Source organism: Crossiella cryophila (genome assembly GCF_014204915.1).
Classification (GTDB): Bacteria; Actinomycetota; Actinomycetes; order Mycobacteriales; family Pseudonocardiaceae; genus Crossiella; species Crossiella cryophila.
Map to the genome: position 1 here is coordinate 4,942,199 of NZ_JACHMH010000001.1, position 14,785 is coordinate 4,956,983.

The window sequence follows — 14,785 nt, forward strand, 5'->3', positions numbered from 1 at the left end:
GCGGACAGGGGGAACCCGGTGCGGCGGATGTTCTGGAAGCTGCTGCGTGGGAAGGCTGAGCGGGCGCGGACCCGGTCGGCCAAGCTGGTCACGGCCTCGGGCGCGCACGCGGAGTGGGCGGCCGGGTTCACCGACGCCGAGCTGACCGCGGCCGCCGCCGAACACGTCGACGACCTGCTGAAGTTCCTCGCTGTCGCCAGGGAGGCCGCCGACCGCGCCCTGGGTGAGCGGCCCTTTGACGAGCAGTTGCTCGGGGCGGCCCGGCTGCTGGCCGGGGACGTGGTGGAGATGGCCACCGGTGAGGGCAAGACCCTGTCGGGGGCCATCGCCGCGGCGGCGTTCGCGCTGCGTGGGCGTTCGGTGCACGTGGTCTCGGTCAACGACTACCTGGCCCGGCGGGACGCGGAGTGGATGGCGCCGCTCTACGCGTTGTTCGGGGTCACGGTCGGTTGGGTGGGGTCGGTGTCCACCAAGGCCGAGCGGCGGGAGGCCTACGCCGCCCAGGTCACCTACGCGCCGGTCAGTGAGATCGGGTTCGACCTGTTGCGCGATCGGCTGGCCACCTCGGTGGCGGCACTGGTCGCGCCGGAGAACGATGTCGCGATCGTGGACGAGGCCGATTCGGTGCTGGTGGACGAGGCCCGGGTGCCGCTGGTGCTCGCGGGCGCGGCCGAGGGTGTGGCGCCGTCGCGGTCGATCACCGAGCTGGTGCGCACGCTGCGCCCTGGGGTGGACTTCACCGGGGATCAGGAGGGGCGCAATGTCGCGCTCACCGATGTCGGCGCGGCCGTGGTCGAGGCCTCGCTGGAGATCGACCTCTACTCCGAGGAGCACATCTCCAGCACGCTGACCCTGGTCAACCTGGCGCTGCACGCCAGGGTCTTGCTGATCAAGGACGTGCACTACCTGGTCAAGGACGGGCAGGTGCACCTGATCAACGAGTCCCGCGGCCGGGTGGCCAACCTGCAGCGCTGGCCGGACGGCCTGCAGGCCGCGGTGGAGGCCAAGGAGGGTCTGGCGCCGAGTGAGTCCGGCGAGGTGCTGGACACCATGACCGTGCAGGGCCTGATCCGCCGGTACAAGACCGTCTGCGGCATGACCGGCACCGCCGTGGTCGCCGCCGAACAGCTCCAGACCTTCTACAACCTCGAGGTCGCCAAGATCCCGCCGCACCGGCCGTTCGTGCGGGTGGACGAGCCGGACCGCCTCTTCGACACCGTCGAGGAGAAGGAGACCGCGATCGTCGAGCACGTCCTGGAAGTGCACGCCACCGGCCAGCCGATCCTGCTCGGCACCCTGGACGTGGCCGAATCCGAGCGGCTGGCCGACCGGCTGCGCGCGGCCGGCGTCGAGTGCACGGTGCTCAACGCCAAGAACGACGCCAAGGAAGCCGCGATCATCGCCGAGGCCGGCACCTACGGCACGGTCACCGTGTCCACCCAGATGGCCGGGCGCGGCACCGACATCCGGCTGGGCGGCGCGGACCAGCACGACGCCGAACGGGTCCGGGAGACCGGCGGCCTCTACGTCATCGGCACCGGCCGCCAGCTCAGCCGCCGCCTGGACGACCAGCTCCGCGGCCGGGCGGGCCGGCAGGGCGACCCCGGCCGCTCGGTGTTCTTCGTCAGCCTCACCGACGAGCTGGTGCTGCGCTACGGACCGGTGCGCAACCCCAAGATGATCGACCACCTGCAGCGGGTGGCCGACGCGGAGATGCTCACCACGCACAGCAACACCTGGCGCTACAACCAGCTCCTGGAACACCAGCGCGACCAGCTGGCCAAGGACCGCGACGAGGTGCTGCGCACCGACCGGGCGCTCAAGGACCTGGAGGGGCCCGCCGCCGAGCGGCTCAAGGAACTGCGCGCCGAGGACATCCCGGAGGAGGTGCTGGAGGAGACCGCCCGCCGGGTCACCCTGCACCACATGGACCGCTGCTGGGCCGACCACCTCGCCCTGCTCGCCGAACTCCGCGAGACCATCCACCTGCGCGCGCTGGCCCGCGAGAACCCGCTCGACGAGTTCCACCGGGTGGCCATCCCGGCCTTCCGCCAGGACCTCCCGGCCGAGCTGACCGCGCGCACCGTGGAGACCTTCGACGCGGTGCCGATCACCGCCGAGGGCGCCGATCTGCCCGCGGCCGGGATCATCCGCCCCACCTCCACCTGGACCTACATGGTGCAGGACAACCCCAGCGGCTCCGAGCTGACCCGCTCCATCGACGGCATCGCCAAACTGGTGCGCCGCCGCTCCGGCGGGAAGGTCAGCGCACCGGCCGATACCTGAGCTGCACCACCCCGGAGGCGCTGAACTCCCGGCTGTCAAGGAACTCCAGCGCCTCCGGGGCCGGCCGGAACACCGGTCGCCCCGCACCCAGCAGCACCGGGTAGACCAGCAGCCGGTATTCGTCCACAAAGGACGCCAGTGCGCGGGCGGTCTCCGGCCCGGCGAACACCGCGATGTCCTTGCCCGGCGCGGATTTCAGCTCCGCGATCTCGGCCGCCAGGTCCGCGCCGATCCGTCGCGCGGGCTGCCAGTGCAGCTCCGGCTCGCCGCGGGAGAGCACCAGCTTGGTGATCGAGTTCATCAGCCGGGTGTGCTCGCGGTCCACCGGCTTCTCGGTCGGCCCGTCCATCCAGTACCCGGCCAGATCCCGGTACGCGGTGTGCCCGAAGATCATCGCGTCGATCCCGCGCAACTGCTCGGCCATCAACTCGGCCATCTCCGGATCCTCCACCATGATCCAGTCCAGCTTGCCGTCCGGCCCGGCCGCGAACCCGTCCAGGGTCGTCATGATCGACAGATACAGCTTCCGCATGAGTCCTCCCGATAGTTGTCCTCACCAGTTATGACTGTGATCGCGGCCCAAACTAATCGGTGCTAGGATAATTTTAATTCTGGGAGCGCATCGTCGCAGCTCAGAGGGCATGCGAAATAGACGAGACGTGATTGGGGGAATTCCGTTGGCAACCCAGATCGAGGCTTCAACCGAAATTCTGGAATACGTCCGCGCGGTTTCTTCGCGGGAGGACGACATCCTGCGGGAGCTGCGCGAGGAGACCTCGGCGCTGCCCGGGGGCGGGGCCATGCAGGTGCTCGCGGAGGAGGGCCAGCTGCTCGGCCTGCTGGCCAGGCTGACCGGCGCGCGGGAGGTGCTGGAGATCGGCACCTTCACCGGCTACAGCACGCTCTGCCTGGCCAGGGCGCTGCCGCCGGGCGGGCGGGTCGTGACCCTGGACATCACCGACCGCTGGCCCAACTTCGGCGCGGCGTACTGGCGGCGGGCCGGGGTCGAGGACCGGATCGAGCTGCGGGTGGGCCCGGCGCTGGACACGCTGGCCGGACTGCTCGCCGAACGCGGTCCCGGCACGGTTGACCTGGTGTTCATCGACGCCGACAAGGCCAACTACGTGCACTACTACGAGGCGGCGCTGGAACTGGTGCGACCCGGCGGGCTGATCCTGGTGGACAACACGCTGTTCTTCGGCCGGGTGCTCGACCCCGCGGCGCAGGACCCGGACACCCTGGCCATCCGGGAGCTGAACCTGCTGCTCCGGGACGACGAGCGGGTGGACATCTCGCTGCTGCCGGTGGCCGACGGGCTGACCCTGGCCCGCAAGCGGGACTGAACCGGGCAGGTCGCCGGCGCCGCCGAGGGAGGCGGACGCCGGCGACCTGGTCCCAGCGGCCGGGGGCCGTGGTTCAGGCGGTGCCGACACGACCGGCCAGCTCCGGCGCGCGCAGTCGCATGGTGGCCGGGGCGGGCTGCCGGGCAGGCACCAGGTGCAGGCGCTCCAAACCGTCCAAAGTAGACGGTTCCACTGTGGACAGACAGACGCACGGGTCGGTGCTGAAACCGGCGAACCGGTAGGCGATCTCCATCATCCGGTTGCGCTCGGTGCGCCGGAAGTCGGCCACCAGGTGCACCCCGTTGCGCGCGGCCTGGTCGGCCAGCCAGTTCAGGATCACCGCGCCCGCGCCGAAGGAGACCACCCGGCAGGAGGTGGCCAGCAGCTTGAGGTGCCAGGCCGCCGGACCGGTGCGCAGCAACAGCACGCCGATCGCGCCGTGCGGGCCGAACCGGTCGGCCAGGGTGGCGGTGAGCACCTCGTGCCGCGGATCGGCGATCAGCCCGCGCAGGGTCTCATCGGAGTAGTGCACGCCGGTGGCGTTCATCTGGCTGGTGCGCAGGGTCAGCTCCTCCACCCTGGCCAGCTCGGCCGCGTCCGCCCGGCCGATGTCCATCCGCAGTTCCAGCGAGCGCAGGAAGTCCTGGTCCGAGCCGGCGAACTCGGCCTGCCCGGCCTCCCGTTTGAAGCCCGCGTCGTACATCTCGCGGCGGCGGCGGGAGTCCGCGGTGATCGTCGCCGGGGTGAACTCGGGCAGCTCCGCCAGGCCCGCCGCGGCCTCGGCCGGGTAGCAGCGCACCGCGGGCAGGTGGTGGTTGACCTCGGCCCGTTCGGTCGGCTGGTCGTCGATGAAGGCGATGGTGCCCTCGGCGAAGCGCAGCCGCTCGGCGATCTCGCGCACCGACACCGATTTGGCCTGCCAGCCGATCCGCGGCAGCAGGAAGTAGTCGGCCAGGCCCAGCTCCTCGAGCTTGGCCCAGGCCAGGTCGTGGTCGTTCTTGCTGGCCACCGACTGCAGGATGCCGCGGGCGTCCAGGGTCTTGATCACCGTGCGCAGTTCCTCACTGACTCCGACGTCGTCGCCCTCCAGCAGGGTGCCGTTCCACAGGGTGTTGTCCAGGTCCCACACCAGGCACTTCACCGTCGACATCGGTCCTCCTCAGGACACCGTGGCCAGCGCGTGGCCGGCCAGGATCAGCTGGCAGATCTCGGTGCTGCCCTCGATCAGCTCCATCAGCTTCGCGTCGCGGTGCGCGCGGGCGACCACATGCCCGTCCCTGGCCCCGGCCGAGGCCAGCACCTGTACCGCGGTGGAGGCGGCCTCGGCCGCCCTGGCCGCGCTGACGTGCTTGGCCAGCACGGTGGCGACCACCTGTTCCGGCGAGCCGCGGTCCCAGCAGTCGCTGGCGTGCTCACACGCCCTGGTCGCGATCTGCTCGGCCACCAGCAGTTCGGCCAGGTGCCGGGCCACCAGCTGGTGCTCGGCCAGTGGCACGCCGAACTGGACCCGGCCGCGGGCGTGCCGCACCGCGGCGTCCCGGCAGGCCCGCACGATCCCGGCGCAGCCCCAGGCCACCGACATCCGGCCGTAGGCCAGCGCGGTGGTCACCAGTAGCGACAACGGTTGCCCGCCACCGCCGAGCAGGTGGTCGACGGGCAGCCGGACCTGGTCCAGGCGCACATCGGCGTGCCCGGCGGCGCGACAGCCCAGCGGATCGGCCACCGGCTCCACCGTGACGCCGGGCGCGGTGCGGGGCACCACGACCGCGGCCCCGTCCGCGCCGAAGCGGCCGACGATCACCAGCAGGTCGGCGTAGGCGGCCGCGGTCATCCACACCTTCTGCCCGTCCAGCACCACCGAGTCCCCGTCCAGCCGGATCTCGGTGTCCATAGTGGACAGATCGCTGCCCGCGCCGGGCTCGCTGAAACCGACCGCCGCGCGAGCGCCCGCGGTCAGCCGGGGCAGGAAGTGCCGTCGCTGCGCGGCATCGCCGAGCCGCTGGACGGTCCAGGCCGCCATGCCCTGGGAGGTCATCACACTGCGCAGCGAACTGCACAGGCTGCCGGTGAACGCGGTCAGCTCGCCGTTGTCCCTGCTGGAGAAACCGAGTCCGCCGTAGGTCGCGGGCACCTGCGCGCAGAGCAGGCCCCTGGCCCCCAGTTCGTCCAGGATCTTCTCCGGCAGTTCCCCGGCCAGGTCCCAGGCCTCGGCCTCGTCCCCGACCAGTCCGGCCACCCTGGCGCATTCCGCGGCCAGTTGCTCAGGCACGGTCGCTCACCGGCTCGGCCTGCCGCAACCGCAGCACCAGCTCGGTCATCCGGTCCACCGTGCGGAAGTTGTCCAGCTTCAGGTCGCCGCCCACGATCGCCACCCCGTAGGTCCCCTCCAGGTGCACCACCAGCTGCATGGCGAACATGGAGGAGACCAGTCCGGAGGCGAACAGGTCGTGGTCGGGGGCCACCGTGGTCTTGAGTGCGGCCGCCAGGTGCGCGGTCAGTTCCGACGCGACGGTCTTCGCGTTGTGCTCGGTGCTCACGGCTGCGCCTCTCCGTAGTCGTAGAATCCCTGGCCGCTCTTGCGGCCCAGTCGGCCCGCGCGCACGTGTGCGAGCAGGGTCTCGCAGGGCTGGTAGCCCGGGTTGCCGGTGCGCTCGGCCAGTACGGCCAGCGCGTCGGCGAGGTTGTCCAGACCGATCAGGTCCGCGGTGCGCAGTGGCCCGGTCGGATGGCCGAGACAGCCCTGCATCAGCGTGTCCACGTCCTCGGCCGATGCGGTGCCCGCGCCGACGATCCGGGCCGCGTCGTTGATCATCGGGTGCAGCAGGCGGCTGGTGACGAAGCCGGGGGAGTCCCCGACCACCACCGTGCGCCTGCCCAGCACCGACAGCAGTGTCTGCACCCTGGCCAGCACCTCGGGCGCGGTGCGCGGGCCGCGCACCACCTCGGCCATGCCGATCAGGTACGGCGGGTTCATGAAGTGGGTGCCGACCAGCTCGCCCGGCCGCAGCGCCGAGCCCGCCAGCTCGTCGATCGGGATGCCGGAGGTGTTGGACACCAACGGGGTGCCGGGCCGGGTCAGCGCGGAGACCTCGGCGAGCACCTTGGCCTTGACCGCCGGATCCTCGGTGATCGCCTCGATCACCACATCGGCCTCGGCCGCGGAGTCCAGGGTCAGGGCGGTGCGTAGTTCGGCGGTGGCGCGCCCGTGCGGCAGCGCGTCCATCAGCCGGGCCAGCCGCAGCTGATGCCCGATGCTCGCCCTTGCCCGGTCGAGCACCGCTGCCGAGACGTCGACCAGGGTGACCGGGACGCCGTGCCCGATCGCCAGCGCGCTGATGCCCGCGCCCATGGTGCCAGCTCCGAGCACGGTGAGCCGGGTGGCGGATGTGGTTGTGGCCAAAGCGGGTTCCTCCGTGCGGTCCGGGTGCGCACAACCTCGCGTGCCTGCCCCGCACGGCAACACGACGTTGGCGCGACGTTGTCCCCACGCTGTGCCGCGCATCCGGCGAACGTGGGTCAAACGTCGAATCGGCGACCTGTCCCGCTCGGGTCCCCGGCGGCCACGCTCTGCCCGACCCGCTTGACATCCGGCACGGAGAGGACCCCTGCCATGACCGCGTTCCGCACCGTCTGGGTGCTCGGCCTGGGCACGGTCGGCGCCGAGCTGGCCGCCCTGTTCGCCCAGCACGGCCATCAGGTGATCGGCATCGAGGCCGACCCGCTCGCACTGGCCCGCGCGGTGCGGCGGATGCCGGCCGTGGCCGGGAACCTCGACCTCACCGTGGACCTGGCCAGCGCACCACCGGCGGACCTGGTGATCGAGGCGTTGCCCGAGCAGGCCGAGCTGAAACTCGCGATGCTGCGGCGGGCGGGCGAACTCTGCGGCCCGGACACCGTCTTCGCCACCACCACCGCCGGGTTCTCCGTCACCGAACTGGCCCTGGAGAGCGGGCGGCTGACCCGCACCGTCGGCCTGCAGCCAGGGGCCGAGGTGCTGGAGCTGGTGTGCACCCCGGTCACCGAGGAAGCCGTGCGAGCGGCCATGCGCGCGCTGATCACCTCGCTGGGCCGCACCCCGGTGTCGGTCAGCGATCACCCCGGTTTCATCGGCAGTTCGCTGCTGCTGCGCTACCTCAACCGCTCGGCCGCGCTGTGCGAGGAGGGCTACGCCAGTCCTGCCGACGTCGATGTGGCGATGACCCTGGGCTGTGGCCTCAAGATCGGCCCGATGGCCCAGCTGGACCGGATGGGCCTGGACGTGGCCGCCGCCGGGCTGCGCGCGCTGGCCGAGCGCACCGGCGACCGGTCCTACCTGCCTGCCCCGATCCTGGACCGCCTGGTGGAGCAGGGCAGGCTGGGCCGCAAGTCCGGTCGTGGCTTCCACAACTACGAGTCCACAGTGGACGATGCCCCGCCGCCGCTGGCTGCCGAGGCACGCCCGGTGCGGCGGATCGGCGTGGTCGGCTCGGGCACGATGGCCACCGGCGTGGCCGAGGTGACCGCGGCCGCCGGCTATGACACCGTGCTGATCGCCCGCACCGACCTGCGCGCCAAACAGGTCACCGCGGCGGTGGAACGCTCGCTGGATCGCCGGGTACGCAAGGGAAAGCTCACCGCGGAGGCGCTCTCCGCCATCATGGACCGGCTGGACTGCGGCACCGAGATGGCCGCGCTGGCCGACTGCGATCTGGTGGTCGAGGCGGTCGCCGAGGACCTCGCGGTCAAACAGGCCGTCTTCGCCGAACTGGACCGGGTGACCCGGCCCGGCGCGGTGCTGGCCACCATCACCTCCAGCCTGTCGGTGACCGACTGCGCCGCGGCCACCAGCCGCCCGCAGGACGTGATCGGCCTGCACTTCTTCAACCCGGCGCCGGTGATGCGCCTGGTCGAGGTGGTGCACACCAGGCTCAGCGCGCCGGACGCGGTGGCCACCGGGATCAGCCTGGCCACCGCACTGGGCAAGCGCCCGGTGTGCTGCGGGGACCGGGCCGGGTTCGTGGTGAACCGATTGCTGTTGCCCTACCTCAACGACGCGGTCGCGCTGGCCCACCGGCAGCACCTGGACATCGCCGATGTCGACCAGGTCATGGCGGGCGGACACGGTTTCCCGCTCGGCCCGTTCCAGCTGCAGGACATGATCGGCCTGGATGTCTGCCTGGCCACCGTGATCCGGCTGCACGAGGTCTTCCGCGACCCCGGCCTGACCCCCGCCGAACCGCTGCGCCAGCTGGTCGCGGCCGGTCACCTCGGCCGCAAGACCGGCCGGGGCTTCTACCCGCACGAGTCCGCCTGACCGCATCCCACTCCACACAGCTTGGGGGACAACAGCATGACCTCTGTCCACACCGAGGACCTGCCAGAGCAGGACATCCCGGAGCACTACACCGCGGCGCATCTGCGGGCCGAGGACGTCGGCATGTTCGCCGGCGAGCCGGACAAGGACGTGCGCCGCTCGCTGCGGGTCGGCCAGGTGCCGATGCCCGAACTGGCGCCGGATGAGGTGCTGGTCGCCATGATGGCCAGCGCCATCAACTACAACACCCTGTGGTCGGCGACCTTCGAGCCGCTCTCCACCTTCGGTTTCCTGCAGAAGTACGCCAAGCAGGGCCGGTGGGAGAGCCGCCACGACCAGCCCTACCAGGTGGTCGGTTCCGACGGCGCGGGCGTGATCGTCAAGGTGGGTGACGGGGTGCGGCGCTGGCAGCGCGGCAACCACGTGCTGATCAGCCCGGTCCAGGCCGACGACCAGGACCCGGTCACGCACGCCGACGCGATGATCAGCGGCCAGCAGCGGGTCTGGGGCTTCGAGACCAACTTCGGCGGCCTGGCCGAGTACGCGGTGGTCCGGGCCAGCCAGCTGATCCCCAAGCCGGGGCACCTGTCCTGGGAGGAAGCGGCCAGCATGCCGCTGTGCAACAGCACCGCCTACCGGATGCTGGTCAGCGAGCGCGGCGCCCGGATGAAGCAGGGCGATGTGGTGCTGGTGTGGGGCGCGGCCGGTGGCCTTGGCGTGCACGCGGTGCAGATGGTCAAGAACGGCGGCGGGATCGCGGTCGCCGTGGTCGGCTCGGAACGCAAGGCCGAGGTGGTGCGCAAACTCGGCGCGGACGTGGTGATCGACCGCAGGGAAATCGGTCTCGGCGAAGGCAATGGGCACGACCCGGCCGCGGTGCTGGCCGCGGGCAAGCGACTGGGCGGGCTGATCCGCAAGCACACCGGCGAGGATCCGCACATCGCCTTCGACTACGTCGGCCAGGCCACCTTCGGCACCTCGGTGTTCGTGGTGCGCCGCGGTGGCGTGGTGGTCACCTGCGGCTCCAGCACCGGGTACCAGCACCAGTACGACAACCGCTACCTGTGGATGAAGCTCAACCGGGTCATCGGCAGCCACGGCGCGAACCTGCAGGAGCAGTGGGAGGCCAACCGGCTGGCCGAACTCGGCCAGGTGGTGCCGGTGCTCAGCGGCGTCTACCCACTCAGCGAGGTCGGCGAGGCGGCCCGGCTGGTGCAGCAGAACCAGCACATCGGCAAGGTCAGCGTGCTCTGCCAGGCGAAGGAGCCGGGGCTGGGGATCACCGATCCCGCGGCCAGGGCCCGCATCGGCGAGGCGCGGCTGCGCCCGCTGGAGGGCTGAGCCGTGACCGCGGTCGGCATTCTCTCGATGGGCGCCTGCGTGCCCAAGGACGAGATCCGCAACGAGGACATCGCGGATCGCTTCGGCGTCACCCCGGACTGGTTCGTGCAACGCACCGGCGTGCGCACCCGCCGGTACGCCGCCCCGGACGAGGCCGTCTCGGACCTGTCCATCCGCGCCGCCGAACAGGCACTGGAACGAGCCGGGGTGAGCCCGGACCGGGTGACCCACCTGATCGTGGCCACCTCCACCCCGGACGCCCCGCTGCCGCCGACCTCCTGCCTGGTGCAGGAGGCCATCGGCGCGCGCAACACCGCCGCCTTCGACCTCAACGCCTCCTGCAACGGCTTCCTGCACGGCGTGGCCCTGGCCCGCAACCTGGTGCGCGGCAACCCGGACGAGCTGGTCCTGGTGATCGGCGCGGACGTATACTCCCGGTTCCTCGACCCCAAGCACCGCGGCACGATCGCCCTCTTCGGCGACGGCGCGGGCGCGGCCCTCATCGGCGCGGTGCCCGACGGCCTCGGCCTGCAGGACATCGAGCTGCGCAGCCACGGCGAGGCCGCGTCCATCCTGGGCATCGACGCCGGTGGCAGCCGTTTGCCCGCCACCCCGGCCACCCTGATCGGCCGCAAGCACTTCGTGCGGATGGACGGCAAGGCGGTGGCCCAGTTCGTGCTCGGCGAGGTCCCCGGCCTGGTCGCCAGGCTGCTCGACCGGGCCGGTGTCGACCCGGCCACCATCGACCATTTCGTGCCCCACCAGGCCAATGGCGTGGTGATCGAGGAGCTGGTGCGGCGGGTCGGCTTCACCGGGCGGACCCACCTGACCCTGGACCGCTACGGCAACCTCGGCAGCGGCTCGATGCCGGTGACCCTGGAGGACGCCTGGCGGCGCGGCGCCTTCGCCGTGGGCGATCTGGTGCTGCTGGCCGGTTTCGGCAGCGGCATGAACCTCGGCGCCGGCCTGCTGCGCTGGAGCGCGCCCCCGATCGGCGTAGCCGAGACCAGTGATCCCAAGGAGAGCAGATGACCGAGACCATCCACCTGGGCAACGGGTTGCCCACCGCCAGGGACACCCCGCTGGACCCGCCGGAGGTGATCAGCAGGCTGCGCGCGCAGGCGCCGATCGCCCGGTTCACCTATCCGGACGGGCACGAGGGCTGGATCGTCACCGGCCACGCCCAGGCACGGGCGATCCTGGCCGACTCTCGGTTCAGCTCCCGGCTGGAGTACGTGCACGCGCCGGTGGCCGGGGACCGGGCGGCCAACTTCGACCCCTCCCAGGTGCCGCCGGGCATGTTCAACAAGATGGACGCGCCCGAGCACACCCGCTTCCGCAAGCAGCTGGCCGGCCAGTTCACCGCGCGCCGGATGAACCAGCTCACCGAACGGGTCACCGAGATCGCCGAGGAACACGCCAAGGCCATGCTCGCCCAGGGCCCGCCTGCCGACCTGGTCAGCGGGTACGCGCTGCCGATCCCCTCGCTGGTGATCTGCGAACTGCTCGGGATCCCTTACGGCGACCGGGAATCCTTCCAGGCCGACATCTCCAAGCTGATGGACATGGAGAACGGCCACGAGGAGGCGATGGCCGCGGTCGGCCGCACCTGGGGCTACGTGGCCGGACTGGTGCACCGGCGCCGGAGCGAACCCTCCGGTGACCTGCTCAGCGACCTGGTCGCCGCGGGCGAGCTGACCGACCCGGAACTGACCGGGGCGGCCATCGCACTGCTCATCGCCGGGTACGAGACCAGCTCGAACATGATCGCGCTTGGCACCTACACCCTGCTCACCCAGCCCGACCAGCTGGCCGCGCTGCGCGCCGATCCGTCCCTTGTGGACGGTGCGGTGGAGGAGCTGCTGCGCTACCTCACCGTGCTCCAGGTCGGCACCGAACGCGCGCCGCTGGAGGACGTGGAGATCGACGGGGTGCTGATGAAGGCGGGGGAGACCGCGCTGATCCATCTGCCCGCGGCCAACCGGGACCCGGCCCGCTTCGCCGATCCGGACCGGCTGGACATCACCAGGACCGACGCCGGCGGGCACCTCGCACTCGGCCACGGCATCCACCAGTGCCTTGGCCACCAGCTGGCCCGGATCGAGCTGCGCATCGCCTACTCGACCCTGCTGAGCCACTTCCCCGACCTGCGGCTGGCCGTGCCGGCCGAGGAGATCGAACTGCGACCGGGCGCGGGCGTCTACGGCGCGGTTCGCCTGCCCATCACCTGGTAGCACAAGGAGAATCCGATGACCGAGACCATCCACCTGGGCAACGGGCTGCCCCCTACCCGGGAACGCCCGCTGGACCCCTCCGACGTGCTGGCCCAGATCAGGGCGCAGGCGCCGATCGCCCCGTTCACCTTCGCCGACGGGCATGCCGGCTGGCTTGTCACCGGCTACGCCCAGGCCAAGGCGATCCTGACCGACCCGAGGTTCAGCGCGCGCGCCGAGTACTCGCACCCGGCCATCGCCGGTGAGCGCGCGCAGAGCTTCAACCCGGCGGACTACCCGCCCGGCATGTTCAGCAAGATGGACGGCGAGGAGCACTCCCGCTTCCGCAAGCTCTTCGCCGGGCAGTTCACCGCACGCCGGATCAACGAGCTGACCGACCGGATCACCGAGGTCGCCGAGGGACACGCCAAGGCCATGCTGGCCGCCGGTCCACCGGCCGACCTCACCACCGACTTCGCCGTTCCGGTGTCCTCCATGGTGATCTGCGAACTGCTCGGTGTGCCCTATGAGGACCGGGACCGGTTCGAGAAGGACACCGCCACCTTCCTCAACCACGCCAGCAGCTACGAGGACAGCAAGACCGCCATCGGCAGCATCTACATGTTCCTGGCCGAACTCGTGCAGCGGCGCGCGGCCGACCCGGCCGACGACGTGCTCAGCGCGGTGGTGGCCAGTGGCGAACTGTCCGCGCCGGAGGTGATCGGGGCCTGCCTGGGCATGCTGATCGCCGGATTCGAGGGCTCGGCGAGTCAGCTGGCCCTTGGCATGTACACGCTGCTGACCAACCCCGAGCAGCAGGCCGTGCTGCGGGCGGATGAGTCCATCATGGACAACGCGGTGGAGGAGCTGCTGCGGTATCTGAGCGTGGTCAAGGACGGCACCCAGCGTTGCCCGGTGGAGGACCTGGAGATCGACGGGGTGCTGCTGAAGAAGGGCGAGACCGCGCTGGTGCACGTGGCCGCGGCCAACCGCGACCCGGCCCGCTTCGCCGATCCGGACCGCCTCGACCTGCGCCGCACCGACGCCGCCGGGCACCTCGCGCTGGGCTACGGGCCGCACATCTGCCTTGGCCAGCAGCTGGCCAGGGTGCAGATGCGGGTCGGCTACGGCACGCTGCTGCGCACCTTCCCCGATCTGCGGCTGGCCAAGCCGGTCGCGGAGATCCCGGTCGGCGTCGGCATGGCCCTGCAGGGTGTGCGCAACCTGCCGGTCACCTGGGGGCGTTGATGGGACGGAGCGAGGTGATCGCCGGGCTGCGGGCGGAGTACGCGGCAGCGCTGGCCGGGGGCACCGCGCGGTTCTTCGAGCCACGCAGGCGGCAGTGCCCGTGGTGTGACTCGCCGAAGCTGACCACCCGGCTGCGCACGCCGGATCTCATGCAGCACAAGCCCGGACGCTTCCTGCTGGACGAATGCGGTGGCTGCGGGCACGTCTTCCAGAACCCGCGGCTGACCGAGGAGGGCCTGGACTTCTACTACCGGGACTTCTACGACCGGCTGGGGGAGAAGGCCACCGCGGGCCGCTTCCGCAGTCAGCAGGGCGCGTACAAGGACCGGGCCGGGATGGTGCGGCCGCACACCGAACCCAAGGCGTGGCTGGATGTGGGCACCGGCCATGGGCATTTCTGCGGCACCGCGGCGAAGTTGTTCCCGCACACCGACTTCGACGGTGTGGACATGACCGACGGGGTGTTGCTGGCCGAGGGCGAGGGCCGGATCCGGCAGGCGCACCAGGGCCGGTTCACCGCGTTGTCGGCCGGTCTGGCCGGGCAGTACGACGTGGTCAGCATGTTCCACTACCTGGAGCACAGCGTGGAACCCCGCGAGGAGATCGCCGCGGCCAGGGAAACCCTGCGCTCCGGCGGACACCTGATCATCGAGGTGCCCGATCCGGAGTGCAGGCTGGCCAAGGTGCTGGGCAGGTACTGGCTGTCCTGGTTGCAGCCGCAGCACCTGAACTTCGTGCCGGTGGGCAACCTGTGCGCGGAGCTGGCCGAACAGGGCTTCACCGTGGTCGATGTGCACCGGAAGAAGGCGCACATGCCCTTCGACCTGATGCTGGCCGCCGGACTGTTCGTGGAGAACCTGGCCCCGCGGGGGGACGCGCCGTGGCTGGCGGTGCCGCCCAACCCGCTGGAGCGCCTGGCACGCGGCGCGGTGGTCGCGGCGGGCATGCCACTGGCGGTGGCCGGTGTGCTGCTGGACCGGCTGCTCGCGCTCGCTCCGGAGCGGGCCGGACTGACCAACACCTATCGGGTGCTCGCCCGGCTCTCCTAGCCGAAGCCGGGC

Annotated in this window: 13 protein-coding genes; 8 read left to right on the top strand and 5 right to left on the bottom strand. The window is 71.3% G+C overall.

Features of this window, described 5'->3' with window-relative positions:
• Window positions 1-27: 27 nt before the first annotated feature.
• Window positions 28-2,286: an accessory Sec system translocase SecA2 gene (gene secA2 / locus HNR67_RS22005; RefSeq protein WP_185010949.1), complete on the top strand. Its 2,259-nt coding sequence runs from the start codon at window positions 28-30 to the stop codon at window positions 2,284-2,286.
• Here the strand turns inward: secA2 and HNR67_RS22010 are convergent.
• Window positions 2,264-2,818 carry a dihydrofolate reductase family protein gene (locus HNR67_RS22010; protein ID WP_185004130.1) on the bottom strand — a complete coding sequence of 185 codons (555 nt, stop codon included), beginning with the start codon at window positions 2,816-2,818 and terminating at the stop codon, window positions 2,264-2,266. The two genes, secA2 and HNR67_RS22010, sit on opposite strands and share 23 nt — an antisense overlap.
• 145 nt (window positions 2,819-2,963) lie before the next feature.
• On the opposite strand from HNR67_RS22010, the gene HNR67_RS22015 reads away from it, so the two are divergent.
• Window positions 2,964-3,629 (top strand): O-methyltransferase, encoded by a 666-nt coding sequence (locus HNR67_RS22015; RefSeq protein ID WP_185004131.1) that lies wholly within the window; start codon window positions 2,964-2,966, stop codon window positions 3,627-3,629.
• A 73-nt stretch (window positions 3,630-3,702) separates the two neighbouring features.
• Here the strand turns inward: HNR67_RS22015 and HNR67_RS22020 are convergent, their stop codons facing one another.
• The 4 genes from HNR67_RS22020 to HNR67_RS22035 are packed head-to-tail and all read right to left on the bottom strand — an operon-like array spanning window position 3,703 to window position 7,029.
• Window positions 3,703-4,779: an HAD-IIIC family phosphatase gene (locus HNR67_RS22020; protein ID WP_185004132.1), complete on the bottom strand. Its 1,077-nt coding sequence runs from the start codon at window positions 4,777-4,779 to the stop codon at window positions 3,703-3,705.
• 9 nt (window positions 4,780-4,788) lie between these two features.
• Window positions 4,789-5,898 (bottom strand): acyl-CoA dehydrogenase family protein, encoded by a 1,110-nt coding sequence (locus HNR67_RS22025; protein ID WP_185004133.1) that lies wholly within the window; start codon window positions 5,896-5,898, stop codon window positions 4,789-4,791.
• A complete protein-coding gene (locus tag HNR67_RS22030) occupies window positions 5,891-6,166 on the bottom strand; it encodes a phosphopantetheine-binding protein (protein ID WP_185004134.1) in 276 nt (91 codons plus the stop codon). The genes HNR67_RS22025 and HNR67_RS22030 overlap by 8 nt, the downstream gene beginning before the upstream one ends.
• Complete coding sequence (locus HNR67_RS22035; protein ID WP_281403248.1) at window positions 6,163-7,029, bottom strand: 3-hydroxyacyl-CoA dehydrogenase family protein; 867 nt, start codon at window positions 7,027-7,029, stop codon at window positions 6,163-6,165. Before HNR67_RS22035 ends, HNR67_RS22030 begins: the two co-directional genes overlap by 4 nt.
• 210 nt (window positions 7,030-7,239) lie before the next feature.
• Between HNR67_RS22035 and HNR67_RS22040 the strand changes: the two genes are divergently transcribed.
• Genes HNR67_RS22040 through HNR67_RS22065 form a run of 6 tightly spaced genes read left to right on the top strand, consistent with a single transcriptional unit; the run spans window position 7,240 to window position 14,773 of the window.
• Complete coding sequence (locus HNR67_RS22040; protein ID WP_185004136.1) at window positions 7,240-8,922, top strand: 3-hydroxyacyl-CoA dehydrogenase family protein; 1,683 nt, start codon at window positions 7,240-7,242, stop codon at window positions 8,920-8,922.
• A gap of 36 nt (window positions 8,923-8,958) precedes the next feature.
• On the top strand, window positions 8,959-10,263 hold the full coding sequence (gene ccrA, locus HNR67_RS22045; protein WP_185004137.1) for a crotonyl-CoA carboxylase/reductase: 1,305 nt from the start codon (window positions 8,959-8,961) through the stop codon (window positions 10,261-10,263).
• A gap of 3 nt (window positions 10,264-10,266) precedes the next feature.
• Window positions 10,267-11,295 (top strand): 3-oxoacyl-ACP synthase III family protein, encoded by a 1,029-nt coding sequence (locus HNR67_RS22050; RefSeq protein ID WP_185004138.1) that lies wholly within the window; start codon window positions 10,267-10,269, stop codon window positions 11,293-11,295.
• Complete coding sequence (locus HNR67_RS22055; protein ID WP_185004139.1) at window positions 11,292-12,497, top strand: cytochrome P450; 1,206 nt, start codon at window positions 11,292-11,294, stop codon at window positions 12,495-12,497. Before HNR67_RS22050 ends, HNR67_RS22055 begins: the two co-directional genes overlap by 4 nt.
• 15 nt (window positions 12,498-12,512) lie before the next feature.
• Window positions 12,513-13,724, top strand: coding sequence for a cytochrome P450 (locus HNR67_RS22060; protein ID WP_185004140.1), 1,212 nt, complete (start codon window positions 12,513-12,515; stop codon window positions 13,722-13,724).
• On the top strand, window positions 13,724-14,773 hold the full coding sequence (locus HNR67_RS22065; protein ID WP_185004141.1) for a class I SAM-dependent methyltransferase: 1,050 nt from the start codon (window positions 13,724-13,726) through the stop codon (window positions 14,771-14,773). Before HNR67_RS22060 ends, HNR67_RS22065 begins: the two co-directional genes overlap by 1 nt.
• Window positions 14,774-14,785 lie beyond the last annotated feature (12 nt).